Source organism: Corynebacterium sp. KPL2895 (assembly GCF_040225815.1).
Taxonomy (GTDB): Bacteria; Actinomycetota; Actinomycetes; order Mycobacteriales; family Mycobacteriaceae; genus Corynebacterium; species Corynebacterium rhinophilum.
In genome coordinates, this window is record NZ_JBEHFY010000002.1 from 1 (window position 1) to 26,154 (window position 26,154).

A 26,154-nucleotide genomic window follows, 5' to 3' on the forward strand; every position below is an offset into this window, starting at 1 on the left:
GGGTGTGTTTCGATAATGCGATGGCTGAGTCGTTCTGGTCGACGCTTAAGACCGAGTTCTACGACCGGAAGCGCTGGGCCACCCGTGATGTCGCACGCAAGGCCGTTGCCTACTGGATTGAAGTCGTCTACAACCGTCGGCGCCGGCACTCTGCACTCGGGATGGTCAGCCCCGTCGACTTCGAGAACCATATTGGTTTAACCACCAGCAGAAAAGAAATAGCTGCCTAACCACTAGGTAGCTCTACTATGTGTCCACGATTTGCGGGCAACCCCAGGACCTCTCGCTGAACTCAGCATCAGCCGAGCTCGGTATCAACCGTGCCTCGCTTCATTCATGGGTCACCAAGTACTACACCGGCAAACGTGCCCGCATAAAAGCCGTGCACGAGAAAGCCCAGGCAGCGAATGAATCGTGAGACGCATCCGCCAACTGGAGAAAGAAAACGCACAACTGCGCGAAGAACGTGACATCCTGCGTAAGGCTGCGAAATATTTTGCTTAAAGCAACTCACTGGAGTTCTGGGTTGCGTCCCTTAGTGTGGTGTAACGCTTGCTGATGGTGGGCCCCGGAAATAGTGGGGCGGTCACCGTCAGTTAACCTTTCGACTCAACTACCACATCTCAGCGAAAGGCATATGACGATGACCGCTGCACCACATTCTATCGACCCGACAACCTACTTGGATGATCTGCTCGCTCAAGCCTCCCCTGACTTGATGCGCCAGATGCTGCAAGGGTTTATCAACCAAATCCTCTCCGCCCAGGCCGACACCGTCTGCGGCGCCGAATACAGCGGTTGTCTCCACCGAACGCGTCAACCACCGCAATGGGTACCGCCACCGCGACCTTGACACCCGTGTCGGCACGATCGATGTCGCAGTACCGAAGTTGCGTCACGGCGCATTCTTCCCGGACTGGCTGTTAGAACGCCGTACGCGTGCAGAACGGGCCTTATCGACTGTGATCGCCACGTGCTACCTCAAAGGGGTTTCCACCCGCAGGATGAATGATCTAGTGGCAACACTTGGGATTTCCAGCATGTCGAAATCGCAAGTCTCACGCATGTCAGAAGAACTTGACGACATGGTCACAGACTTCAAAAACCGCCCACTAGACCCCGGCGGGTACGCCTTTGTGTCGTGCGACGCGCTGACGATCACAGTCCGTGAAGGCGGCCGGGTGGTCACATGTTCAGTGCTGCTTGCCACCGGAGTCAACGCCGACGGGTACCGCGAAATGCTCGGCATGCACGTTGCCACCGCGGAATCCAACGCGTCGTGGAAAGGCTTCTTCCAGGACTTAAAAGCCCGCGGACTTACCGGGGTATTCCTTATCACCAGCCACACCCACGAAGGCATCCAGCACGCCATTTCCGAAGTGCTACCCAATGCGTCGTGGCAGCGGTGCCGCACCCATTTCGCGAAGAACCTCTTAAGAAAAGGTCCCGAAAACACAGGTGGCCTATGGTCTCTGCAATGTTCCAGACGATCTTCCAGCAACCTGACGCCACATCCACCTGGGCACAAGCCCGCGAAGTCGTCGACCTGCTGGAGCCGAAGTTCCCGCAAGTTGCGACCTATCTGGAGGAATCACTCGATGAAGTATTAGCGTTTACCGCAGCCCCGAAACCAGTCTGGACGAAGGTGTGGTCGAACAATCCCACAGAACGGTTAAATCGGGAAATCCGCCGGCGCACCGATGTTGTGGGCATCTTCTGGAACCGTGAATCCATCATCCGGCTTGTCGGTGCGGTCCTAGCCGAGCAACACGACGATTGGATCCAACAAAAACGCTACATGTCACTGACCGCACTCGAACACACCAAACACCTCATGCACCGCACAGGAGACGCCAATGGTGACCACAACCAGCTAACCGCCTGACCTCAAACACAGAACTGAATACCGAGCCGAAAGCACAAACGGCTACACCACTACACGGGACTTGACCGGAGTTCTGCTTCCAGTGTGTCTATGACCACCGAACCGAGTTCTCGGTCAAGCGGATGTGCCACGTGTTGAAGCTGAATCGTTCCTCGTTCTATAAATGGGTACAAACCCGTAAAAATCGCAGGATACAATGATGTATTCTGACGGTCTTATTGGTGCGAGGATCGCAACCATCTTTGATGATGAGCTTGGTCTTTACGGCGCTAAACGCATCGCTGCGAGCCTTAAAGCCGATACGAGCTTTGGCCCGACGAATCACAAGAAAGTCGCACGAATTATGAAAGCCATGGGGCTTAGAGACTTTACCACACGTCGCCGATGTACCACCACTAGGCGTAAGCCTGGCCACCGAGTCATGCCGGATTTGCTAGGCCGCAAATTCGCAGCTAACGAGCCGAACCGCGTTTATGTCGGCGATATTACCTACTTGCCATGTAAAGGAGGAAAAACATGTATGTGGCCACTGTCATTGACACTTCATTCACGCAAACGTGCAGGTCATGCACTCGCAGACCACATGCGTGTCTTACTGGTCGTCGATGCTCTATCCCACGCGCATGGTGTGCGTGGCAGTCGTGACGGGGCTATATTCCATTCCGATCACGGCAGCGTGTACACCTCACAGGCCTTTAGGAACTATTGCTCGTCGTTGGGGGTGCGCCAGTCTATGGGGGCGGTAGGAACGAGTGCTGATAACGCTCTGGCAGAATCGTTTAACGCTACTTTAAAGCGGGAAGTGCTGCGTGATAGGAAAGTCTTTGACAATCCGATCGCCTGCCGCCGGGAAGTCTTTAGGTGGTGCATGCGCTACAACACGCGCCGGCGGCACTGCGGGTGCAATCTTGTAGCGCCTGATGTCTTTGAAGCCGAGACTTCAGCTACACTGACCAAAGCAGCATAGCTAACCCCCGATGTGTCCACTTTCCGGGGGTCGGGCCCGTGCGCATCCATCTCTGCCTGTAGACCAGCGTTGATCGACACCTGTAGCAAGCCTTTGACCAGCTCGCTTGCATCATCAGCAGAAGCCGACAGCTCGCTGATCAAGCTGGCGAGCTTAAGGATTTTCCATCAGCTTCTCGCTGATCTCGTTGCCCCTCGCCGGGTCATGGCTTTTCTTTGGTGACACCGTAGTCATTATCGGTGAAACTCCTTCTAGATCAGAGCCTCACACACAAACTTCCTGACCCCCTCGCAGTTCACCAACGATGAATCCGCGCTGAAAACGCTGTGGTTGATGATCTGCAACATTGAAGACAAACGAGCCGCCAAAAGAGCAAAGCAAGGCGAACGAGTCTCCGCGACAGCCGGCAGACTCATGGAAGGAGTCCGAGTTTCCGGCTGGAAACAAGCCATCAACCAAATGGCCGTAGCCTTTCCCGACCGCTTCGACAAATACCTATAAACCTAGCCCCACACACAAACAACTTGACACGCTCGATTGCGCTGCCACAAGCCAAGCTCAATACCAATGCGGTACACAACGCTGGTTCCTACATTAAGCCGCGTTGAAATATCTGACGGCTTCACACCCTGCTTCCATAGCGCTTCAATGCTTTCTGTAACCGAAGCAGAAGTCGACTTCTGAACACGCACAGGAAGTTGATACTCACGAGCCAGCCGATACGCAACACTCAAGCTAAGCCCCAGTTCCAACGCCGCACTACGAACACTACGACCGCCTGAAACCAAGCAACACAGCTGCTCCACCACATCCGGCGAAGGATCCCAACGACTCGACACCACAAACACCACCAATCAAGGTCAGGTGTTTCCACGATCCTTAGAATCCGGGCTTAACCCAAAAAATAAAACCCCCCTCACCAGCGTTTTTGCTGATAGAGGGGGACGTGGAAAAGCTTCCCCACCAGGACTCGAACCTAGAATGGCGGTACCAAAAACCGCAGTGTTGCCGATTACACCATGGGGAACCACAGCGAATGCTGTAGTCATAGCGTACCTGACGCCCCCGGGTAAATAACAAATTACTAGGTAGGGGTGGGGCAAAGGATAGGGTAGAGGGCATGGTTCGACAGAGAATGACCGGACGCGAGCGTCGCGAGCAATTGATTTCCATTGGACGCGCCGCTTTTGCGGAATTGGGGTTTGAAGGCACCAGCGTTGAAGAGATTGCGTCCCGCGCCGGAGTATCAAAACCGGTGGTCTACGAGCATTTTGGGGGCAAAGAAGGCCTGTATGCGGTTGTCGTGGATCGGGAGATGCTGGCGCTAGAAAAAGTCATTAAGGATTCTTTAGAAGAAGGCAGCTGGCGCGAGCGCATCGAGCAGGCCGTAATGGCGCTGCTGAATTACGTTGAGGAAGAAACCGATGGTTTCATCATTCTGGTGCGCGATTCGAAGCCGGGCGAGGAACGCAGTTTTTCCACGCTGCTGAATGCCGCGGTGGGGCAGGTGGCCTATATCTTGGGCGAGGCCTTTGAACACCGCGGTATTAATCCGGAGTTAGCCAATATTTACGGCCAGGCCCTCGTTGGCATGGTCTCTACTACGGCGCAGTGGTGGTTGGATGAGCGCAGCCCGGATAAACCGGATAAGGATGTCGTCGCTACGCATATAGTCAATCTATGCTGGAATGGTTTGTCCGGTATGGAAATTAAGCCCAAGCTAGGAGGCAGGAAGTAAATGGCGACGCCAATGCTGGCAGGTCTGCTTAAGGTTGCGGCCACGGACCCGAAGCTCAAGGGGCTTGTGGCCAATGTGGGCCAGGACCTGCACATTACGGGTATTGATCAGGCGCGCCCTTGGGCTCTTGGCACTTTGGCCCACCACGCGCCGGTGCTGGCGGTCACGGCCACTAGCCGCGAGGCTGAGGATCTCACCGCGGAGCTTACCGCCATGATGGGCGATAAGGTCGCAATGTTTCCTTCTTGGGAGACGCTACCGCACGAGCGCCTGAGCCCGGGCGTGGATATCATCGGCAAGCGCGCGCAGGTGCTGCACAACATTGATGACCTGCGCATTATCGTTACGGCCGCGCGCGGGCTCTCCCAGCCCATCCTGCAAGAAATTGAAGGCCGCGCCCCAGTGCACCTGGAAGAAGACCACGAGTACAATTTCGACGAAGTGGTGCGCAGCCTGGAATTTAGGGCATATAAACACGTGGATATGGTGGCCAAGCGCGGTGAGTTTGCCACCCGCGGTGGCATTATTGATGTCTTTCCCACCACCTTGGATTACCCGGTGCGCGTGGAGTTTTGGGGCGATGAGGTCACCGATATCCGCCAGTTCTCTGTTGCTGACCAGCGCACCATCCCGGAAATCGAGGTCGGCCGCGTCGATATCTTCACCGCCCGCGAGCTGCCGATTACGGATGCGGTAGCGCAGCGCGCGGCCACATTGGCGGCGACGCACACCGGCAACCCAGCGCTGGTGGAGCTGCTCACCAAAGTCAGCGAGCATATTCCGGCAGAGGGCATGGAGGCGGTTTTGCCCGTGCTTTCCGATGCCCCACTGATCACCCTTTCCGAGTTCCTCCCCGCCGCCACGCACGTGGTGATGGTGGCACCGGAAAAGATCAGGCGCCGCGTGGAAGACCTGGAAAAGACCGACGCGGAATTCCTCGCTGCCGGCTGGGAGGCTGCCGCCATGGGTGCGGATGGACCCTTGTCCACGGAAGGGCTCGATACTGAGGGATCGAGCTACCGCTCCTTTGAGTCTTTGGAGGTCTCCATTCGCGAGGCCGGTCAGCCGCTGTGGACATTTTCCCCACCGGGCATGTTGGCTGGGCCAGAGGAAGAAACCCTGCCGCTCGAGTTTGAGCCTGGGCCCACCCCGCGCGGTGATATCAAAGAGATCGATGCCATGATGGCCCAGCTGCTGGCGCATACAAACGCTGGCGGGCGTGCGGCATTTATCGCGCCTGCCCAGGGTGCTATCAAGCGCATGGTGGAGCGTTTTGCCGAGCAGGGCATTCGCACCAAGGTGGCCACCCCCGGCTGGGAACCCAGCGCGGGCGAGGTCACCCTGTATCAGGCCCTCAGCCATGCGGGCTTGGTCTTTCCCAAGGTACGCAAGCTTAAAGACGCCGAGGCACTGCCGCTCGTCGTGGTGACGGAAACGGACCTGACCGGTAACCGCGTCGGCGATATTGCGGACGCCAAGCGGCGGCCGGCCAAGCGCCGCAATAAGGTGGACCCGCTGGCACTCAAGCAGGGCGATTTTGTGGTGCATGAAACGCACGGCATCGGCAAGTTTTTGAAGATGGCCGAGCGCACCATCCAATCCGGCGATGAGACCAGCCGGCGCGAATATATCGTGCTGGAATATGCGCCCTCCAAGCGCGGGCAGCCGGCGGACCAACTGTGGGTGCCGATGGATTCGTTGGATCTGCTCAGCAAATACACCGGCGGAGAATCGCCCCACCTATCCAAGATGGGCGGCTCCGATTGGAAGAACACCAAGAAGAAGGCGCGCGCCGCCGTGCGGGAGATCGCCGGCGAATTGGTGGATCTCTATGCCAAGCGCCAGGCTGCACCGGGACACCAGTTCGCGCCCGATAATCCCTGGCAGGCGGAGATGGAGGATAATTTCCCCTTCGTCGAAACCGAGGACCAGATGCTGGCCATCGACGCAGTGAAAGAGGATATGGAATCCACGGTGCCGATGGACCGCGTGGTCGTTGGTGACGTGGGCTATGGCAAGACCGAGGTCGCCATTCGCGCCGCCTTCAAGGCCGTGCAAGATGGTACCCAGGTCGCCGTCCTAGTACCCACCACGCTGCTGGCGCAGCAGCACTACGATACCTTTAGCGAGCGCATGGCCGGTTTCCCCGTCAAGATGGCGGTCCTATCGCGCTTTACCTCAAAGAAGGAAGCCACGGAGATCTTTAAGGGGCTTGCCGATGGCTCGATTGACATCGTCGTCGGCACGCACCGCCTGCTGCAAACCGGCGTGCACTGGAAGAACTTGGGTCTCATCGTGGTCGATGAGGAGCAGCGCTTCGGCGTGGAGCACAAGGAACACATCAAGGCGCTGAAAGCCAGCGTCGACGTGCTAACCATGTCCGCGACGCCGATTCCCCGCACGCTGGAGATGTCCATGGCGGGTATCCGCGAAATATCGACCATCCTCACCCCGCCAGAGGATCGCCACCCGGTGCTGACCTATGTCGGCGCCTACGAGGATAAGCAGGTCGCGGCCGCCATTCGGCGCGAGCTTTTGCGCGATGGCCAGACCTTCTTTATCCACAACAAGGTCTCCGATATTGAAAAGAAGGCGCGCGAACTGCGCGACTTGGTGCCAGAAGCACGCATCGTCGTTGCCCACGGCCAGATGAATGAGGACCTGCTAGAAAAGACCGTCCAGGGATTCTGGGACCGCGAGTATGACGTTTTGGTGTGTACCACCATCGTGGAAACCGGACTGGATATCGCCAATGCGAATACGCTCATTGTGGAAAATGCCCACCACATGGGCTTGTCGCAGCTACACCAGCTGCGCGGGCGCGTGGGCCGCTCCCGCGAGCGCGGTTACGCCTACTTCCTGTACCCCAAGGGCGCCACGCTGACTGAGACCTCCTATGACCGCCTGGCTACCATCGCCCAGAATAATGATCTGGGCGCAGGCATGGCCGTGGCCATGAAAGACCTAGAGATGCGCGGTGCTGGCAACGTGTTGGGCGCCCAGCAATCCGGTCACATTGCAGGCGTGGGCTTCGATCTCTACGTGCGCTTGGTCGGCGAGGCCGTCGAGGCCTTCAAGTCTTTGGCCCGCGGCGAGGCACCCGCGGTGACGGACGAGGGGCCGAAGGAAATCCGCATCGATCTTCCCGTGGATGCCCACATCCCAGAGTCCTATATCGATTCCGAGCGCCTGCGCCTCGAGGTCTACCGCAAGCTAGCGGCCTCGCAGGATAATAAGGATCTCGCGGCGGCGCGGGAAGAAATGGAAGACCGCTTCGGCCCCTTGCCCAAGGAGGTCGAGCGCTTGCTCGCCGTGGCGCGCCTGCGCCACCAAGCCCGCCGCGCCGGGGTGGCAGACATTACCGTGCAGGGAACCCGCGTGAAATTCCACCCGGTCGAGCTGCCGGATTCCAAGCAGGTGCGCCTGAAGCGCCTGTACCCGGGTTCGAGCTTCCGGGCCGCGGCCAAGGCCATCAACGTGCCTTTCCCCAAGGTTGGGCGCAATGTCACCTCACCCAAGCTGCGCGATGAGGAGCTTATCCAGTGGGCCGCGGACTTCTTAAGCGCGCTTTTTGATGTCCAACCCATCAACGTCTCCGGCGACGAAGCCGGCGCCGGATCAGTCATCAGCGTCGGCGAGTAGCCGATGGGCGCGTAGCCCCTCGGCGCATAGCCGATCGGCGCTTAGGAGAAGTCCAGGCCGATATCCAGCACGCGCACCGAGTGGGTGAGGGCGCCGACGGCGATATAGTCCACGCCCGAGGTGCCGTACTCACCGGCGTTCTCCAGCTGCAACCCACCGGAGGCCTCCAGCGCCGTGGTTGGGCTGAGGGCTTGCCGGCGATGGACGGCGGTGTGGACATCGGCAAGCGCGAAGTTATCCAGCAGCACCATATCCGGATGCAGCGGGAGCACCTCGTCGAGCTGATCCAAGGTATCGACCTCGACCTCGCAGGCGATGTCCGGGGCATGTTCGCGCACGCGACGCAGGGCCGTGGCCACGCTGCCGCCCACGGCGAGCACGTGATTGTCCTTAATCATGGCGGCATCGCCCAAGCCCATCCGGTGGTTCGCCCCGCCGCCGGCGCGGACGGCGTATTTCTGCAGCGCGCGCAGGCCAGGCAGGGTCTTGCGGGTATCGCGCACCTGGGCCTGTTTAACGCTGCCCGGCGTCCCCGTGTCTTCGGCTGCTGCTGCGATGGCATCGACCCAACGCCGGGTCTGCGTCGCGATGGCGCTTACGTGCGAGACCATATTGAGCATGGTGCGTTCAGCTGCCAGCACGAGGAGGGTAGGTGCCTGCACCGTGGCGATGACCTGGCCTGGGGTAACGCGGTCGCCGTCGGTGGAGTGGAGGGTGATGGTGGGGGTCGGGGCATCGGCAAGCGTGGGGCCTGTAACCACGCCCCACTGGCTTAAGCGCTGGGCGGTAGCGTCAAGAACCTGCTCGATAAGGCCCAAGCCTGCGATGGTGCCGGCCTCGCGCGCGGTGAATTCCGCGGTGCAACGGGCCTCACCCGGCACCGTGGCAAGCGAGGTGTAATCCGGCCCGTAAGCGAAATCCTCATCCAAGCCCGTGGAAATGAGCGCGGAGCAATCCGGCAGGTGCAGGTCTTCCATTTACTCGCCCCCGCCGGGGTTGCCAATCGAAATCATGGCCTCGAGGGACTTGCGCGCTGCATTCGCGATGTCTTCTGGAACCGTAACTTCATCGGTTTCTTCCATCAGGCAGCGCTCTAGGGCCTCTGGGGTGATCATCTTCATGTATTTGCACTCGGCGTGGTCATTGACGGCCTGGAAATCGATGTCTGGGGCGGCCTGGCGCAGCTGGTGCAGCATGCCGGTCTCCGTGGCAACGAGCACCTTATTCTGCGGCTGCTTCTGGGACTGGGTGATCATCTGCCCAGTAGAGAGCATGTGCACGCGCTCTTGCGGCACTAAACCTTCGTTGGCCAGGTACAACGCAGAATTGGAGCAGCCGCACTCCGGGTGGATGTACAGGTCCGCGTCCGGGTTATCTTGGGTTTGCTGGGTTAGCTGCTGGGCACTGATGCCCGCATGCACGTGGCACTCACCGGCCCAGATGCGGATATTTTCTCGGCCGGTCTCGCGCTTGACGTAGGCGCCCAAGAACTGGTCTGGGCAAAAGAGTATCTCTTTATCCGCCGGCAGCGAGTTGACCACGTCGACGGCATTGGAGGAGGTACAGCAGACATCGGTCAGCGCCTTGACCTCGGCGGTGGTATTGACGTAGCTGACCACGAGGGCATCGGGGTGCTCGGCCTTCCAGGCGCGCAGCTCATCGGCGGTGATGGAATCTGCCAGGGAACACCCAGCGCGCTCATCGGGGATGAGGACCTTCTTATTTGGCGAAAGGATCTTGGCGGATTCCGCCATGAAGTGCACGCCGCAAAAGACGATGATATCTGCATCGGTTTCCGCCGCCTTGCGGGACAGCGCCAAGGAATCACCGGTGTGGTGGGCAACGTCTTGGATCTCCGGGATCTGGTAATTATGGGCCAGGATCACGGCATTGCGCTGCTCCGCTAATTCTTTGATCCGCTCGGCCCAGGCCTTACCTGTTTCGGTGTCCGAACCGGCATAAGTGGCAGAGGGCATGGCGCTAACATTGGTTTGAGTCACAAGTGCTCCAAAGGGGATAGTCACAGAAATTAGTGGGGTGTTATAACCGTACTAAACTGTCTGTGTTCAAGACCACTTGCGATGCCAGGTGAGTGCACCGACCCAGCCCTTTTGGTGGGGTAGGGAGGACTAGAGCTCCAGCGATCCTTGGGCAAGGCCGACCGCGGCGATGGTGGCGGCCACCAGTACCACGATGACGATTGACCACTCAAATCCATTAAAAAGCTTTTCGCGGCGCGATAGGCGGGTGAGCACATACGGGATAAGCCCTGGCACTACGGCAAGGGCGCCAAAGAGAATATAAACCGGGTCGGCGGCATAAATTAGCCACAGAGAGTACACAAAGGCCACTAGCGCGATGCCAAAGTGGCGCCGGTTTTCCCGTCTGGGAATATCCGGCCCGGATAGATCGAACCGCGTTCCGGCATGCGGGTGGGTCACGCCTTTGCCCCGTATCGCTAGCAGCAATAGGTACAGCGAGGAGAAGATATAGGGCAGGAGGTACATGATGGTGGCGAGCTGCACCATCGCGGCATAAGAAGCTTCATTGACGTAAAAGACGACGATGAAGATCTGGATGGCAGTTGTAGAAATCAGCTGGGCTACCCACGGGGCGCCGGCCACATTGATGGTGCCGATGCGGCGGGGGATAAGGCCATCGATGGCCATCATGACGATGGGCTCAGCACACAACATTTGCCAGGAAACGTAGGCGCCGAGGACCGAAAGGCACAGACCGATGGAAATCAGCGCCCCGCCCCACGGGCCGACGACCTCCGTGAGCACCGAGGCCATGGAATTATCCGGCAGCGCGGCTAGCTCTTCTTTCGTCATCACACCAAAACTCAAGGTGGAGACGGAAACTAAGAGTGCAAGCACGGAGAAGAAACCAATGACGGTGGCGCGGCCAACATCGGTGCGCTTAGTGGCCTGCTTGGAATAGACGGAGGCGCCTTCTACGCCGATAAAGACCCAGACGGTAAAGAGCATGATGCCCTGGACCTGCTCAAAGACGCTGGCATTGGAATTTCGGCCCCAGAAATCCAAGGTGAATTTATCCCAGCTAAAGCCGATGAACGCGACTAAGACGATGAAGGCCAGGATGGGGACGATCTTGGCAATCGTGGTCACCAGGTTCATGAATGCGGCTTGCTGCACCCCGCGGGCCAAAACGGCGAAGATGCCCCACGAAAGTAGGGAGACGGCGATGGCGGAGGGCCATTGGTGGTCGGCATCGAAAAGCGGCAGGTAATGCCCAATCGTATTGAAAAATAAGGTGGCATAGCCCACCTGCGCCATCACCGAGCCCAGCCAGTAGCCCCAGCCTGAGGTAAAGCCGATGAAATCGCCCAAGCCGGCGCGTACGTAGGAATAGACGCCGGAATCCAAGTGGGGCTTGCGATACGCCAAAATCTGGAAGACAAAGGCAACCGACAGCATGCCGATTCCCGCCACCAACCAACCGATGAGCATGGCACCTGGGCCTGCCACGGAGGAAATATTTTGGGGTAGCGAAAATATGCCCGCGCCGACGGTGGATCCGATAATCAGCGCGACAAGCGTCCACAATGACACCGAGTGGGACTTATTTTGGCTGGAGGTCATTGGCCTAAAGTACCGCGCCCGCCCCGTTAAAGGGAACTTGAGAAAATACACGGGATAGACTTTGTAGCTATGACAGTCCTGTTGCTCGATGAACGCTGGCCCACCATGATTCCCATGCGCGCCTATGGCAGGTTATACGGACCCGTTCAGTTCACCGGGGAAGTGCCGGTATCAGTGCGGTGGAATTTTTCGGATCTCTTAAGCGGCGATGATGCCACCGGCACCTTGGTGACCACCGATGAACACGATCCAGAAACCCAGGCGCGCATTGCCACCGGCGAGCAGGTCATTAGGGCTGAGTCGCTTGACGATCCCGTGATGCAGGCGCGAAGCGCTATGGCAACGGCCCGCCGCATCGGCGAATGGGAACGCGAACAGACCCATGAATCCCTCCTGCCGTACTTAGAAGAGGAGGCAGGCGAATTTGCGGCGGCCGTGCGCCAGCGCGCGCCCGAGGAGGATTTGCTCAAAGAGCTAGGGGATATCTTCCTGCAGGTGCTTTTTCACGCCGAGATTTCCACTTTCTCGCTAGACGATGTCGCCGACAGCTTCGTGCGCAAGATGCGCTCCCGCGCGCCATATCTCTTTGACGGAACGGCGGACATAGTAGGCGTAGAAGAACAAAACCGCCTCTGGGCGGAGGGGAAATCGCGGGTGTGAAAGCGACGTCAAAGTCTCAGGGACTTTTACGCTTGGCGGGCGCGTGTAGTTATCCGGCGGGGTGAATTTCACTTAGTAGGATGGCTACTCATGAACAGGCTGCTGCGAACAATCGGGGGCTGCGGACTAGCCGTAGTAATCATCATTGCGCTGGTAATGGGGCTATTTGTGTCAAATTCCGCCGATGATTCTTCGGTTCCCAATGCCACCCCGCCCGTGGGTGGAAAAGAGGTGGCAAATATCGATGTCAACGCGCCGGGACGCACGGCCGATAAGCTAACGCACTGGGCATCGGATTTGGCAGAAACGACCGATATTCCGCCGCAAGCGCTGCGCGCCTATGGCAACGCGGAACTTATCGCACGGCAGCAGCACCCGGGCTGCAATTTGCGGTGGAATACCCTTGCGGGTCTGGGCTTTGTAGAAACCCGGCACGGTACCTATAACGGCAACTGGTTTAAGTCCTCCAAGTTGGATGACAACGGCTACCCGCAGCCGCCGATCGTCGGCATTACCCTGGATGGCTCTAATAACACCGCGCACACCCCGGATACCGATAACGGCGAAATCGACGGGGATACGGAATTTGACCGCGCGGTGGGGCCATTGCAGTTCATCCCCACCTCGTGGGAGTCCGTGGGCGGCGATGCCAATGGCGATGGCAAGGCCGACCCGAACCAGATCGACGATGCCGCCCTGGGCGCGGCGAACCTCTTGTGCTTTGGTGATAGGGATCTCAGTGACCCGGATCAGTGGGAAGAGGCCATCTTAAATTACAACCAGTCCAGGGAATATCTGGACAAGGTAGCCCACGCGGCCAATGCCTACTCGGTACCACAACCGGCTCGGTAGCCTCACGCGTGGCGGTTTTCTGGAACAATTGGGCGTGTAACTGAACTAAGTGGCTCAGCGACGAACATCATCTATAAGGAGTGAGTTACAGCATGGCTGGTATCATCCACGCATTTGGACGCGAGATTCTGGATTCCCGCGGTAACCCGACCGTAGAGGCCGAGGTCTTCTTGGAGGACGGCGCCCACGGCGTTGCCGGCGTTCCTTCCGGTGCATCGACCGGTGTGCACGAGGCGCACGAGCTGCGCGACGGCGGCGACCGCTACCTGGGCAAGGGTGTGCAGAAGGCCGTAGAGAACATCAACGAGGAAATCGGCGATGAAATCGCTGGCCTCGAAGCCGATGACCAGCGCCTCATTGACCAGGCGCTCATCAAGCTGGACGGCACGGATAATAAGTCCCGCCTCGGCGCCAATGCCATCCTCGGTGTTTCCATCGCTACCGCTAAGGCCGCGGCCGAGTCCGCCGCGCTGCCGCTCTACCGCTACATCGGCGGCCCAAACGCTCACGTTCTTCCCGTTCCCATGATGAACATCCTGAACGGCGGCTCCCACGCTGACTCTGGCGTGGACGTGCAGGAGTTCATGATTGCTCCCATCGGCGCAGAGACCTTTACCGAGGCGCTCAGCGTTGGTGCTGGCGTGTACCACTCCCTGAAGGCCGTGCTGAAGGACAAGGGCCTGTCCACCGGTTTGGGCGATGAGGGCGGCTTTGCTCCTTCCGTTGATTCCACCCGCGCTGCGCTCGACGTCATCGTTGAGGCCATCAAGAAAGCAGGATTCGAGCCGGGCAAGGACGTTGCCTTGGCCCTTGACGTTGCTTCCTCCGAGTTCTACGAGGACGGTAAGTACCACTTCGAAGGCGGCGAGCACACCGCCGAGGAGATGTCCAAGGTCTACGAGGAGCTCATCAACGAGTACCCTATCGTTTCCATCGAGGACCCGCTGCAGGAAGATGACTGGGAAGGCTACACCACCCTGACCGCCGCCATTGGCGATAAGGTCCAGATCGTCGGCGATGACTTCTTCGTCACCAACCCGGCTCGCCTGCAGGAGGGCATCGACAAGAAGGCAGCCAACGCGCTGCTGGTAAAGGTTAACCAGATTGGTACCTTGACCGAGACCTTCGATGCCGTAGAGCTCGCGCACCGCAACGGCTACCGCACCATGATGTCCCACCGCTCCGGCGAGACCGAGGACACCACCATTGCGGACTTGGCTGTCGCCCTTAACTGCGGCCAGATCAAGACCGGTGCCCCGGCCCGCTCCGAGCGCGTGGCTAAGTACAACCAGCTGCTGCGCATTGAGCAGGAGCTTGGCGATGCCGCCGTCTACGCCGGCCGTTCCGCCTTCCCACGCTTCAACGCTTAAGGCCTTGGGATCTAGCCTAGAAGCTGGACTCCGTTAGAAAGTTAGTCCCCGCGGCACCCCGGGAAGGTGTGGCGGGGACTTCCTCGTTGTGCCACTATTTTCTGCGCAGTGTGGCCACGAAAAGCCTATTGCGCAGCACATGTTCCGAGCGCTGAAACCGCCTGAGAAAGTTGGTGAATTTCCGCGCGTGCCACGCCCGTGTTACTGGTGTGGCGGCGCTAGGATAGTAATCCTATGGCACGTGAGAAGAAGACGGAGCGCCGCCGGAGCCGCACCAGGGTTCCGGTGGCCTCGCGTGCTGCGGATATCCGCAAATCCCAGCGGGCGCAGGAAAAGAAGAACCGTAAGCCCGATCGCATGAGCATCGTTGGCATGACCGTCATCGTCGTTTTTGTGCTGGTGGTGCTCGTCATCATCGCGGTGCCGCTGCGCAATTACTACCACGGCCGCTCTGAAATCGCCCGGCTTAATGAATCGATTGCGGCGAAGCAGGATGAAAAAGACGCCCTGTTAGAAGAGATCGATAAATATAAATCCGAGGACTATATCAAGCAGGAAGCCCGGCGGCGCTTCGGCGTGGTAGAGCAGGGCGAGACCGCGTACCGCATCCTCGATCCTAATATTCAGCCCGATAACCAGGTCACTACCGATAGTCAGGCGCAGAAAGATTCGCGCCCGTGGTTTGAGGTGCTGTGGGATTCGGTGGCGCAGCCGCCGGAAGAAGAGGCCCCAGCGGGCGAGTCGCAGCACCTGCCGATCGAGCCAGCGCCTGAGGAAAGCGGCGATATGCGATAATTGTTCGCATGACCGTCACTGATGCAGATTTAGCCATCGTCTCCAAGCAATTGGGCCGCACCCCACGCGGCGTGCTGGAGGTATCCTTCCGCACGCCGGACGGCCAACCGGCCGTGATTAAAACCTCTCCCAAGTTGCCGGATGGCACCCCATTTCCCACGCTGTATTACCTCACCGATCCCCGATTGACCGCAGAGGCCTCACGGTTGGAGGTCGCCCACGTAATGAAGTGGATGGAGTCCCGCCTGGCCGAGGACAAGGAGCTCGCCGCGGACTATCACCAGGCCCACGAGCATTTCTTAGCCAAGCGCAATGAGATTGAGGACCTGGGCACGGACTTTTCCGGCGGCGGCATGCCGGAGCGAGTGAAGTGCCTGCACGTGCTCATTGCCTATGCGCTTGCCGAAGGCCCTCAACACTTCTGTCTCGGCACCGAGGCCGTGGCCATGGCGGCCGACCACGGTAAGCTGCGCGGTACGGCGATTCCACAGGCTTGGCCCACGGTGGAAGAGCTGGGCATTGACCTGGCGGAGTTCGATTTTTCCAACGCGGAATAGGAGTAAGACATGACTCGCGTGGCAGCAATTGACTGCGGTACCAATTCCATTCGTCTGCTCATTTCTGAGATTGATGAAGACGGCAAGGTGCGCGATATCACCCGCACCATGGAAATCATTCGCCTGGGCCAAGGCGTGGATGCAACGGGTGAAATCGCGTCCGATGCCTTAGAGCGCGCCCGCGTGGCCTTGGAAGGCTATGTGCGCCAGATGAAGTTCGAGAAGGTCACCCGCGTGCGCATGGTGGCAACCAGTGCCACCCGCGATGCAAAGAACCAGCAGGAATTTTTCGATATGACTGCTGAACTTTTGGGCCAGATTGAATCCGGTGCCAAGGCGGAGGTTATCTCCGGCGAAGAAGAAGCACTCCTGTCCTTCAACGGCGCGGTAGCCGATATGGAGCCTGACCGCGGCCCCTTCTGCGTCATTGACTTGGGCGGCGGTTCTACCGAATTTGTCGTGGGCACCGCGGATGAAGAGATTTTAGGTTCGCACTCTGCGTACATGGGCTGTGTGCGCCTGACAGAACGCATCATGCGCACCGACCCGCCCACGGAATCAGAGGTTGAAATCGCCTCTGAATACGTAGCAGAGCGCATGGGCGAGGTAGAAAAGATCGTCCCCATGTCCAAGGCGCGCACCATTGTGGGCTGTGCCGGCACGTTCACCACGCTATCCGCCTTGGCACAGGGCCTAGAGCGCTATGATGCCGATGCGATCCATGGCTCGGAGCTGCGTTTCGATGCCCTGCGGGTGCTGCTCAAGCAGCTCGTCAGCATTCCCTCGGAGGAACGCGCCCTCAATCCGGTCATTCACCCAGGCCGCGCCGATGTCATCGGCGGTGGGGCAGTAGCAGTTGAGGGAATCATGCAGCTTATCGAGCGCACTAGTGATGCGCGCAGCTTTTTCATCAGTGAAAAAGACATCCTAGACGGCATCATTGCAGGTCTGGTTAGTGAATCTACCCCTCATTAACTCTTTTTAGGAATAGTGTCCTACACTATTCCTTGCGCCCCGCCCCCATAGCCCAATCGGCAGAGGCAGTCGACTTAAAATCGATTCAGTGTGGGTTCGAGTCCCACTGGGGGCACGCTGTGAAGTCTCGAGACATCGTTCCTATGGTGTCTCGAGACTTTTCGTATGGCTCAGTAATTGAGCCACGCCGCGTAGCGTACGCCGATACGATCAGTGCAGTCCCCGCCGGTCCGCAGCTCTTTGCCTGTATCTGCGTCAAGGACGCTAGGCTGCACGGTTTTTCCGGTTGTTGCTGTCGATAGCAATTCCGACTGCAATGAATGCTGGGATGAAAAACGCGCTAGCTCCCGCCAGCGTCATGATGATTGCTGTGCTGGTGGATATGAGTGTAAATCGCAAGATGTTCCTTTAATCTCGACCGAAGTATGACTGTCTAGGTACTTGAGGATTAGCTCATGAAGTAGGTACCTTTTTAAGCTTATATCGAAGCTACGGATAGTGAATCCTCGGTGTACCTGACTGCAGGTGATGGGCGCCGAAGACTCGATAAAAGGGCAGCAGGAATCAAGGTCGGTAACGTCCTGGCGGGGGTCGTTCGCCATAGTTAGTCGTCTCATAGTCAGATGTTCCTTTGCAATCTGTTGGCCTTCTTATATCGAGGCTCTTTCCCGCGGCTCATAAGGCGTGAGAGCAAGTTTCTAGCAACAAAACTCGGGATACGTCAGCGGAGGGACCGGTCCAGCAATAAATTTCCGAGAATCTTGAACAAATTATTCCAAATGAGGAACTTTGTGGGGCGTGATGACGTTGATCTACATGAGAAAGATGATTTGTACATCACTGAGAAAGGACAACCGTGCGTTCAAGCAATCCGGTTATGACCTCGCTGACTGAAAGTAGCCAGCAGCAGAACCCCAGCTACGCGGGCGAAGCCCCTCGCCCCATGACCGTGGATGACGTCGTCACCAAGACGGGAATTACCCTCGGCATCATTATCGTGGCCGCTGCTATCAACTTCTACTTGGGCACCATGAACCCTGGCACCGCCATGATGCTTATGCTGGTCGGCGGCATCGGCGGATTCATTACCGTACTTGTGGCTTCCTTTGGTCGGAAGTGGGGTTCACCGGCCGCAACCCTAATCTATGCGGTATTCGAGGGCTTCTTCGTTGGTGGCTTCTCCTTCGTATTCGCTAATAGCACCATCGGTGGTTCTAATGGCATGGCGCTGATTGGCCAGGCAATCGTCGGTACCATCGGCGTATTCATCGGTATGCTCATTGTCTACAAGACTGGTGCAGTAAAGGTCACTCCAAAGTTCACCAAGATTTTGGTCGGCCTCATTGCAGGTGTCGCGGTCATGGCTCTTGCAAACTTTTTGGGTGCCCTGTTCTTCGATTTCAACCCACTGCGCGATGGTGGCCCCCTCGCCATCATCTTCTCCCTGGTCTGCATTGTCTTGGCTGCGCTGTCCTTCCTGACCGACTTTGACCAAGCAGATCGCCTTATCCGTGCTGGTGCTCCTGCCAAGCAGGCATGGGGCGTTGCCCTCGGTTTGGCCGTGACCTTGGTCTGGCTCTACACCGAAATTCTTCGCCTGTTGAGCTACGTTCAGCGCAACTAAGTCTTTTTCATGCTTCCGGCCCGCACTACGGTGCGGGCCATTTTTGTGTCCGCGTTTGGCTTACAGGCCTGTAATTATTGGGGTAATTCAGGGGGTATTAAGTCGTTCTTTAGCCTTTAAGCGGGTAGGAGAGGACATTCAGGCTTAAGACAGCTAATGAGCAGCAAATTTCACCATTTGGAAAGTTATAAATGTGGTGTGTGAGATAAATGAAATAGTTAAATAGTGATTAAATTGCGGGCTCGGCAAGAAATTTTTACGCGATTCATGCATGCTATGTGGCGGGAACGGGAAACCGGAAGGTAGAGAGTTCTCTCCTCTATTTTCTCCTCGTTCCAGCTCGTCTAGAAGGAGTAACCGAAGGATTGTTGTGAAACGTCAGGCAACCGTAGCAGCGCTGGTAGTCAGCTCGGTCGCGCTGAGTGGCTGCGTTGCGGAAGTCGGCTCGAGGAGCGCGTCAGAAGATGCCGCGATGACGGCAGAAGCTGATGGCACTAGTTCGGTCGATGGCGCGGGTGATGCCAACGGAAACCAGGGGGATGACGTGGAAGACAATGCGGGGGATTCGGAACACTCCAAAGGCGAGGACACGAGTGCTGGCGCCGGTCTTCGGGGGGAGACCGGCGCCAAGGCAGATGGGGATTCCGGGGTACTACCGCCGCCGGGAGAATTTGATCCAGCTGATCCAGATTTCGAGTTATTCGACCCATGTACGGAGATTCCACAGGACAGGCTGGAGGCTGCAGGAATCGGTTTACCTGTGGGTAATCAAGAACGGAAATCTGGTTATGCTTTTTGTACATTCAAAGCTGGATCCAATCAACGCAATAGTGGGGTGATTGGCTTTACTAGTACTCTTACTTCTGCAAGTAATAATGAAGCAAAGAATAGTGAAGGTGATTCCTCATTAGGAATAGTTATTGAAAGTAGTGATTTCAAGGGTATATTTTGCACGGTAGAATTGCTGACCAATCGGGGTTATTTGCAGGTCAGTCATTCAGGAACTGATTTGAGTGATTCGTATCAAAAGAAGTGCTCACAGGCTAGAGAAATTTTGAAAAAACTTCAATAAAATCAATCGGGGGAAGTATGAAAATCAATTTTGATAGCGTTGCTTCAGTTGCGATGAAAACTGAATCATTGCGTGAAAACTTGAAACAATCAGTTCTAGAAACGCGCTCGCCGCTGAATGCTAGTTTTTCACCAGTTAGAGGGATCGATCACGTCGGATCGATCCATCAGAGGGTTTTGGAAACAGATCCTAGTTCAGCAAGTAATTCGTTGACCTCTTTTGCAGAGCAATTGGATTGGCTCTACGACAGTCTTGCTCGTGAAGCCCGAGGCTTTGAAGCCCAAGAAGCTGCAAATAGTAGGGCGATGGATATCGCGGACGCTGGCGGTGAGATTGGCGTTGAATCGATGCCGATTATGGACCAGCCGGAGCCAGGGTATAGCCCGTTTATGTTTACTCCGCCTGTAGTTAACGTCGGCACGTCGATTACTAAGCTGGCAACGGACTTGATGTCTACGCAGATTTGGAGCGTATCCGAAGCTAATGCGCGGTGGAAGTCCTTAGGCTCCGAGGTTCGGGAGATCGTTAGTGGGCTTGAAAAAGCCGCGGGATCGTTGGAAAACGAGAATGACAGCGAAACGACGTCGCGAGCGGCAGCGAAGATCCGAGAGGTAGCGGCCTCGGGGAAGCACTTTGTGGCCAATGCCGAAGCAATGGGAGAAAAGCTCACTGGTTTCCACTCGCGATTGATGATGATTCAGCCGTCGGCAATGGCAATGGCGATGGATATTATGAAGATTCCTGACCCTGCCGAGCGAAAAATCGCAGAGACTGCGGCGTTGGCAAAGCTCCAACCGGATCTTCAAAGGTTTGCCATCGACGCAATGCCTAATCAGCATGCGTTAATGGAACAGTCGCCAGCTTCCGGAGGGGGCGGTATTGATGCCGGTTTGTCTGGTGTGGATGGCGATGGCCAGAAGTATAGAACCGACAGTGTTGCGTGGCCGCGCGCGATTCAGGAAGCTATTGCCCGCGGTGATGTGGGACCGGGAAACTTCGACGTGGCAAATGGTACGGTCCACGATTTGGAGTCGGTGGGCATGACTCCAGAGGAAACCGCTGCGTTCCAAGAGCAATTGCATGCGGACGGCAGAAAGGCTCTTTCCCAACTAGGCGTGGGCGACGGAATGGATATCAGCGGTCGCGATGTCGCAACCAGTGGGGCCTCACTTCCTGGGACGACGGCGCCGCATAGTCAGTTAGGTTCTACGTCAATGGCTGGCGGTGGGCCCGGTGCTACGGGTATGGGCACTGGGGCCGGGTTAGGTCCCGGAACTGGAATTGCAAGTGCCACGGGTACTCCTACCTTCGGCGGGCGAGCTGGAAGTGGAAATCCTGGCGCGCTCCGCGGTGGCGGATTCAATCCACTGACCGGGCTCGGCGGCGGGGCCTTGGGCACGGGTGGAAGGCCTGGTTCTGGAGTAGGCGGAAACATGGGTGCACTCGTAAATTCCGCTCTAGGACTAGGTGCTGACGGAACCGCTGCGCGCGGCGGAGCAGCTTTGCGTGGTGGCTCCGGTGAGAGCGTCGGCGCTCGCGGTGTGGGAGGCGCGCTTCCTCGCGGGGCAGGCGAATCTGCTGGCAATAGCAGCGGTGGTAACGGTAGCCGGGGACACCTTGAAAGGGGAGCTGTGCGCGAAGCTGTGGTGCGCGGGGGAGGCGCCATCAATAGCACCGGTGCCAAATCTGGCGCCGCAAGGCCGGCAGCAGGTATGCGAGCCTTTGCGCCAATGATGGGAACCCGGGGTCAGGGAAATGATAAGAACCGGGTGAAGGCAGTAACGACTCAAGTTGAGCGCGATCCTAATAAGCGAGATCTGTTGGGAGAACCACCGGCTGTTGTGCCTGGGGTCATCGGCAATTGGGCGCGAGAATCCTAGGCAGCGAATCGGGAAAGAAAAAAGGCTGAGGGATACTATCCTTCAGCCCATTTCTTTTATTGCGGCAGTTGTGTCGCGGTGGCGTTTGGCTGCTGCACAGGTTCCTCGACCCCGTTCTGCAGGCCCTCCGAATCCACCCCGGGTTCGGAGGTGGTAGCAGATGAAGACGTCTCAGCATTCTTCTGCGCCGGCGCCTCGCCGGTGAAGGTCGATGCGTTGTCGATCTTGCCGGATTCAGAATCCTGTTCGTTCGGCGGGTGGCATGCGGCCAAGGAAAGGCCGGCGGTAAAAACTAAACCAGCGGTGGCGAAACGGGAGAATTTCTTCATGGGGATGTGCTCTTTCTCCAGAGTAGTGAAGGCGGTAGTGGGGTGGGAGGAGGAATTTAGGATTCGCGCGGGGTGGCGGCCTTGGCGGAATCGTATGGGGCAGCCGATTCGATGGTTACCGAAATGGTCTTTCCGTTTGGTGCGGAGTACTCGCGGGTTTCACCCTCCTGCGCACCGATGATGGCGGCGCCCAGTGGGGACTGCTCGGAGTAGGTCTCTAGGTCCTTGTTATCGGTCGCAGCAGCGCGGGTACCGATGAGGAAGGTTTCCTTATCGTTCTTGTCGCCGTTGTAGTACACGTGAACAACGCTGCCGGTGTAGGCAACGCCTTCCTGCATGGTGCCACGCTCGGTGGTGGAGTTGGCCAGCAGCTCAGAAATCTGCTTGATGCGGGCCTCTTCCTGGTCCTGCATCTCGCGGGCGGCGTCGTAGCCGGCGTTTTCTTTCAGGTCGCCCTCTTCGCGGCGCTCATTGATTTCCGCTGCCACCTCTGGGCGGTGATCGATGAGTTCCTGCAGCTCGGTCTCGAGCTTTGCCTTGGTTTCTGGGGTGATGTACTGCTTTTGCTGCTCAGCCATTCTAAAACCTTCCGTGCTGTGGAATAGTGGTCAAAGTCCTGCGATGATGGCGGGACCGAAGTTAAGTATGCAACCAGGCAATTGCCCAGTTCTAGGCTGTACAAATCCTAGCACATGGGGCTAGCGACTTTCCGCGTAGTCGGGATTGTCCATATCCAGGTAATCCGGGATATTGCCGGAGCAACCATAGACTCCACCGGCGACGGCGCGGGCATTGGTGGGGACATCGACGGCAATGCGATGCGTCTCATTTCCGCCAGCGGGAACGGCAAATTCGCGGCGACCTACCTCGGATTTGGAATAATCGTAAGCCTGCACGATGCAGTATGCATCCTCATCGGTGTGATTGCGGGTTACGTCGACCCAGACGCGCGTGGTGTCATCGCTCAGCACCTCTTGGGTGACCATAGAAATCTGAGCATTGACGGATTCTTTTTCCCGAAAATACTGGAAGCCGTAGTAGAGAAGGGTGACGAGCATGGCGGCGAAAATCAACACCAGCGCCTTATTTGTCCAGCTACCAGAGTTCTTTTGTGATTTATCGCACGAGCCGTAGCGCGCGGCGGAGCGAGAATTTCCGGCGGAAGTCATAGCCCTACTTTAACCGAGGAGTACCATTTTCCCATTATCTACTAAGATAGTGGTCTGTTCTAAAAGCTAGTTTTAAAGGGGATGGATTTTCAGTGAGCGACTTTCGCCTCCTAGCAATCCACGCACACCCGGATGATGAATCCTCCAAGGGTGCTGCGACAACGGCCCGTTACGCTGCAGAAGGTGCGGATGTAATGGTGCTGACCTGCACCGGTGGTGAACGCGGTGACATTATTAATCCGGCTATGGACCGTCCTGGTGTTAAGGAAAACATGGCTGAGGTACGCCGCGAGGAAATGGCTAAGGCAGCCCGCGCGCTTGGGGTCCAACACCAGTGGTTAGGTCACGTTGATTCTGGCCTGCCAGATCCTGAGGAAGGCAAGAGCATGGAAGATCTCTTGCCGGAAGGCTGCTTTGCCCTGATGGGCGATGATGCAGCGGCCCAGGAAATGGTGCGCGTTATCCGTTCATTCCGCCCGCAGGTCATCATTACCTATGACGAAAATGGCGGCTACCCGCACCCAGACCACCTCATGGTTCACCGAGCCTCCATGATTGCGTGGGAAAAGGCCGGTGACGCCTCTTACCACCCAGAACTGGGCGAGCCCTTCGAGCCGCTGAAGCTGTACTATTCGCATGGCTTTGTGTACCAGCGTATGAAGATGTTCCACGATCTTCTCCTTGAGGAGGGAAAGTCCAGCCCGTACGGTCCTATGCTGGCGCGTTGGGACACGGCTTTCGGCGATATTATGGCCCGCGTTACCACGCAGGTGGAGTGCGCTGAGTACTTCCAAAACCGTGATGATGCGCTGCGGGCGCACGCGACGCAGATCGATCCTGCGGGCGCATTCTTGGCTACCTCCGTGGAGGTCCAACAGCGCTTGTGGCCAACGGAGGAGTTTGAATTAGCCAAGACCAGGGTATCGACCTCGCTGCCAGAAAATGATTTATTTGTGGGCATTGAAAAGAACGAGGAGACTTAAAGCATGAGCGTCTATGACTCCCTTTTCTTGGCTGCGCACGATGTCACTGTTCTTGCGCAAGGCACAGAAGGTGCAGAGGGCGGGCCGATGGGACCCGAGTTTGGTAAAGCCTCGCCCATCGGGCTGCTTATCTTGGCCATCTTGGGCGTTGCCGTGCTGGTAGCGGGTTGGAATTTCCACCGTCGCTTTTCGCGCTTCCGTCGGCGTACCATGTTCGCTGAAGACCACGGAATCGATCCATTCGACGAAGAGGCAGTGGATGCGGCGCTCAAGGAAGCTGGCCTTTACGATAACCGCAAGAAGTCGATTTTCTAGCCGGCTGGAGTAATCAACGTGACTTTTCTCAAGCGGCTGATGTACCCCTTGTATGAAGCACGCCTCGTGCGGCTTATCAAGGGCAGACCGCAGCCGAAGCACGTGGCGATCATGGCTGACGGCAACCGCCGCTGGGCGCGGGAAGCCGGTTTTACGGATATCAGCCACGGTCACCGCCAGGGGGCGAAGAAAATTGGGGAGATGATCGCGTGGTGCCGTGATACCGATATTGAGGTAGTCACCATCTACCTCTTGTCCACGGAGAACTTGAAGCGCAGCCAGCAGGAAGTGCAGCTGCTTTTTGACATCATCTCTGATGTGGTCACGCATTTGTCCCAGGGGGATCTGGATTGCCAGGTGCGCCTTGTGGGTAACTTAGATTTATTGCCCGCGCCGGTAACCCAGCGCATGGTTGACGCCGCTGAGGAAACCAAGGATAACCAAGGCGTCATCGTCAATGTGGCCGTGGGCTACGGTGGGCGCCAAGAAATCGTCGATGCCGTTCAGAAGCTGATGCGCAGCGAGGCCGAAAAGGGCACGAGCGCGGCCGAGATGGCGGACCGAGTCACCGCGGATTCGATTACGGAACACCTTTATACCAAGGGCCTGCCGGACCCGGATTTGGTGATCCGCACCTCCGGTGAGCAGCGACTCTCCGGATTCCTCCTGTGGCAAGCAGCCTATTCAGAGATCTGGTTCACTGATACCTATTGGCCGGCGTTCCGGAAGGTAGATTTCCTGCGCGCGCTGCGTGATTATTCGCAGCGTTCGCGCCGCTTTGGCAAATAGCGGCTAGATTTTTCGCATCCGCACCTTTTCGACGAGGTGATGCGAGCCCTTCTTCAATACCAGGGATGCGCGCACGCGGGTGGGCAGGATATTTTCCACCAAATTTGGCAGGTTAATGGATTGCCAAATCTCGCGGGCTTGGGCGCGCGCCTGCTCATCGTTCATATCGGCATAAGCAGCGAAGTGAGCATTGGGCCTGCGGAATTCGGTGTGGCGCAGCGTGAGGAAGCGGTCGATGTACCACTGCTCAATATCGTCCGTGCGGGCATCGACATAGACGGAGAAATCAAAAAGATCCGCGATGGTTAAGGTGGGGCTGGTTTGGAGGACGTTGAGGCCTTCCAAGATTAAGATATCCGGCTGGTTGACCTCTTGATAGCGATCTTTGACGATGTCATAGGTGATATGCGAATACAGCGGCGCTTTAACCACGGGTTTTCCGGATTTGACGTCGGTAACAAAGCGCATAAGTGCGCGGCGGTCGTAGGATTCGGGGAAACCCTTGCGCTTCATCAGTCCGCGGTCTTTAAGCGTTTGGGTGGGAAAGAGAAACCCGTCCGTGGTCACCAGGTCCACCTTCGGGTGAGAGTCCCAGCGCTGTAGGAGCACTTGGAGGAGGCGGGCGGTGGTGGATTTACCAACGGCAACGGAACCGCCTACGCCGATGACGAAAGGCACGTGCGTGGGAGGGTTGCCCAAGAAGGCTTCGGTGGCGGCGGTGAGTTGTTGCCGGGCGGTGACCTGCATGTGGATAAGACGGGAGAGGGGGAGGTAGACGTCTGCCACCTCGTCCAAATCAATGCGATCGCCGATGCCGCGTAGCTCTTCTAGTTCGTTTTCTGTCAACACCTGTGGCATGGATTTGCGAAGATCACGCCAGGTTTCACGGTCAAAGTCGAGGTAGGGGCTTGAATCCAGGTTGCGCGCCATAGCTTAATTGTCGCACG

At 57.5% G+C, this 26,154-nt stretch carries 23 protein-coding genes, 1 tRNA gene and 3 pseudogenes; 19 read left to right on the top strand and 8 right to left on the bottom strand.

Going from position 1 to position 26,154, the window contains the following annotated elements:
* From ABRP95_RS00980 to ABRP95_RS00995, 3 genes and pseudogenes are all read left to right on the top strand, one after another.
* On the top strand, positions 1-230 hold a 230-nt coding region (locus ABRP95_RS00980; protein ID WP_502880336.1), incomplete at its 5' end, for an integrase core domain-containing protein.
* A gap of 413 nt (positions 231-643) precedes the next feature.
* Positions 644-1,885: pseudogene (locus ABRP95_RS00990) on the top strand (IS256 family transposase).
* Between the two features lie 196 nt (positions 1,886-2,081).
* Positions 2,082-2,852, top strand: a complete 771-nt coding sequence (locus ABRP95_RS00995) for an IS3 family transposase (RefSeq protein ID WP_349838798.1) — start codon at positions 2,082-2,084, stop codon at positions 2,850-2,852.
* 38 nt (positions 2,853-2,890) lie between these two features.
* Here ABRP95_RS00995 and ABRP95_RS01000 read toward each other — a convergent pair.
* Positions 2,891-3,086, bottom strand: a pseudogene (locus tag ABRP95_RS01000) (IS256 family transposase); the annotation flags it as partial.
* A 57-nt stretch (positions 3,087-3,143) separates the two neighbouring features.
* On the opposite strand from ABRP95_RS01000, the pseudogene ABRP95_RS01005 reads away from it, so the two are divergent.
* From ABRP95_RS01005 to mfd, 3 genes and pseudogenes are all read left to right on the top strand, one after another.
* A pseudogene (locus tag ABRP95_RS01005) lies at positions 3,144-3,353 on the top strand (IS256 family transposase); the annotation flags it as partial.
* 619 nt (positions 3,354-3,972) lie between these two features.
* Complete coding sequence (locus ABRP95_RS01010) at positions 3,973-4,590, top strand: TetR family transcriptional regulator (protein ID WP_349838799.1); 618 nt, start codon at positions 3,973-3,975, stop codon at positions 4,588-4,590.
* Entirely contained in the window at positions 4,591-8,232 is a 3,642-nt protein-coding gene (gene mfd / locus ABRP95_RS01015) for a transcription-repair coupling factor (RefSeq protein WP_349838800.1), read from the top strand.
* Between the two features lie 41 nt (positions 8,233-8,273).
* Here the strand turns inward: mfd and nadC are convergent, their stop codons facing one another.
* From nadC to ABRP95_RS01030, 3 genes are all read right to left on the bottom strand, one after another.
* Positions 8,274-9,209: a carboxylating nicotinate-nucleotide diphosphorylase gene (gene nadC, locus ABRP95_RS01020; protein ID WP_349838801.1), complete on the bottom strand. Its 936-nt coding sequence runs from the start codon at positions 9,207-9,209 to the stop codon at positions 8,274-8,276.
* On the bottom strand, positions 9,210-10,232 hold the full coding sequence (gene nadA / locus ABRP95_RS01025) for a quinolinate synthase NadA (RefSeq protein WP_485875505.1): 1,023 nt from the start codon (positions 10,230-10,232) through the stop codon (positions 9,210-9,212).
* Positions 10,233-10,361: 129 nt separating this feature from the next.
* A complete protein-coding gene (locus tag ABRP95_RS01030) occupies positions 10,362-11,837 on the bottom strand; it encodes an amino acid permease (RefSeq protein ID WP_284769963.1) in 1,476 nt (491 codons plus the stop codon).
* Positions 11,838-11,906: 69 nt separating this feature from the next.
* Here ABRP95_RS01030 and ABRP95_RS01035 point away from each other — a divergent pair, with 69 nt between their 5' ends.
* From ABRP95_RS01035 to ABRP95_RS01080, 10 genes are all read left to right on the top strand, one after another.
* Entirely contained in the window at positions 11,907-12,497 is a 591-nt protein-coding gene (locus ABRP95_RS01035; RefSeq protein ID WP_349838802.1) for a MazG nucleotide pyrophosphohydrolase domain-containing protein, read from the top strand.
* A 90-nt stretch (positions 12,498-12,587) separates the two neighbouring features.
* Positions 12,588-13,349, top strand: coding sequence for a lytic transglycosylase domain-containing protein (locus ABRP95_RS01040; protein ID WP_284851587.1), 762 nt, complete (start codon positions 12,588-12,590; stop codon positions 13,347-13,349).
* Between the two features lie 92 nt (positions 13,350-13,441).
* Positions 13,442-14,719: a phosphopyruvate hydratase gene (eno, locus tag ABRP95_RS01045; protein WP_284769960.1), complete on the top strand. Its 1,278-nt coding sequence runs from the start codon at positions 13,442-13,444 to the stop codon at positions 14,717-14,719.
* A gap of 234 nt (positions 14,720-14,953) precedes the next feature.
* Complete coding sequence (locus ABRP95_RS01050; protein WP_284782441.1) at positions 14,954-15,514, top strand: septum formation initiator family protein; 561 nt, start codon at positions 14,954-14,956, stop codon at positions 15,512-15,514.
* Between the two features lie 8 nt (positions 15,515-15,522).
* Positions 15,523-16,071 carry a DUF501 domain-containing protein gene (locus tag ABRP95_RS01055; protein WP_349838803.1) on the top strand — a complete coding sequence of 183 codons (549 nt, stop codon included), beginning with the start codon at positions 15,523-15,525 and terminating at the stop codon, positions 16,069-16,071.
* 9 nt (positions 16,072-16,080) lie between these two features.
* The gene (locus ABRP95_RS01060) at positions 16,081-17,046 is read left to right on the top strand and encodes a Ppx/GppA phosphatase family protein (protein ID WP_349838804.1); all 966 of its coding nucleotides are present in this window, start codon (positions 16,081-16,083) and stop codon (positions 17,044-17,046) included.
* Between the two features lie 41 nt (positions 17,047-17,087).
* A tRNA-Leu gene (locus ABRP95_RS01065) sits at positions 17,088-17,161 on the top strand.
* Positions 17,162-17,902: 741 nt separating this feature from the next.
* Positions 17,903-18,670: a Bax inhibitor-1/YccA family protein gene (locus ABRP95_RS01070; RefSeq protein WP_284769956.1), complete on the top strand. Its 768-nt coding sequence runs from the start codon at positions 17,903-17,905 to the stop codon at positions 18,668-18,670.
* Between the two features lie 370 nt (positions 18,671-19,040).
* On the top strand, positions 19,041-19,742 hold the full coding sequence (locus ABRP95_RS01075) for a DUF3558 family protein (protein WP_349838805.1): 702 nt from the start codon (positions 19,041-19,043) through the stop codon (positions 19,740-19,742).
* Positions 19,743-19,759: 17 nt separating this feature from the next.
* Positions 19,760-21,622: a hypothetical protein gene (locus tag ABRP95_RS01080; protein ID WP_349838806.1), complete on the top strand. Its 1,863-nt coding sequence runs from the start codon at positions 19,760-19,762 to the stop codon at positions 21,620-21,622.
* A gap of 56 nt (positions 21,623-21,678) precedes the next feature.
* Here the strand turns inward: ABRP95_RS01080 and ABRP95_RS01085 are convergent, their stop codons facing one another.
* From ABRP95_RS01085 to ABRP95_RS01095, 3 genes are all read right to left on the bottom strand, one after another.
* Complete coding sequence (locus tag ABRP95_RS01085) at positions 21,679-21,951, bottom strand: thiamine biosynthesis protein X (protein WP_349838807.1); 273 nt, start codon at positions 21,949-21,951, stop codon at positions 21,679-21,681.
* A 56-nt stretch (positions 21,952-22,007) separates the two neighbouring features.
* Positions 22,008-22,529 carry a transcription elongation factor GreA gene (greA, locus tag ABRP95_RS01090; RefSeq protein ID WP_284769952.1) on the bottom strand — a complete coding sequence of 174 codons (522 nt, stop codon included), beginning with the start codon at positions 22,527-22,529 and terminating at the stop codon, positions 22,008-22,010.
* A gap of 120 nt (positions 22,530-22,649) precedes the next feature.
* Complete coding sequence (locus tag ABRP95_RS01095) at positions 22,650-23,120, bottom strand: DUF4307 domain-containing protein (protein ID WP_349838808.1); 471 nt, start codon at positions 23,118-23,120, stop codon at positions 22,650-22,652.
* 92 nt (positions 23,121-23,212) lie between these two features.
* Here ABRP95_RS01095 and mca point away from each other — a divergent pair, with 92 nt between their 5' ends.
* The 3 genes from mca to ABRP95_RS01110 are packed head-to-tail and all read left to right on the top strand — an operon-like array spanning position 23,213 to position 25,207.
* Positions 23,213-24,103 (top strand): mycothiol conjugate amidase Mca, encoded by an 891-nt coding sequence (gene mca / locus ABRP95_RS01100; protein ID WP_349838809.1) that lies wholly within the window; start codon positions 23,213-23,215, stop codon positions 24,101-24,103.
* Positions 24,104-24,106: 3 nt separating this feature from the next.
* Complete coding sequence (locus ABRP95_RS01105) at positions 24,107-24,418, top strand: hypothetical protein (RefSeq protein WP_005280029.1); 312 nt, start codon at positions 24,107-24,109, stop codon at positions 24,416-24,418.
* Positions 24,419-24,436: 18 nt separating this feature from the next.
* Entirely contained in the window at positions 24,437-25,207 is a 771-nt protein-coding gene (locus ABRP95_RS01110) for an isoprenyl transferase (protein WP_349838810.1), read from the top strand.
* Positions 25,208-25,210: 3 nt separating this feature from the next.
* Here ABRP95_RS01110 and coaA read toward each other — a convergent pair whose 3' ends face one another.
* Positions 25,211-26,137 carry a type I pantothenate kinase gene (gene coaA / locus ABRP95_RS01115; protein WP_284769949.1) on the bottom strand — a complete coding sequence of 309 codons (927 nt, stop codon included), beginning with the start codon at positions 26,135-26,137 and terminating at the stop codon, positions 25,211-25,213.
* Positions 26,138-26,154 lie beyond the last annotated feature (17 nt).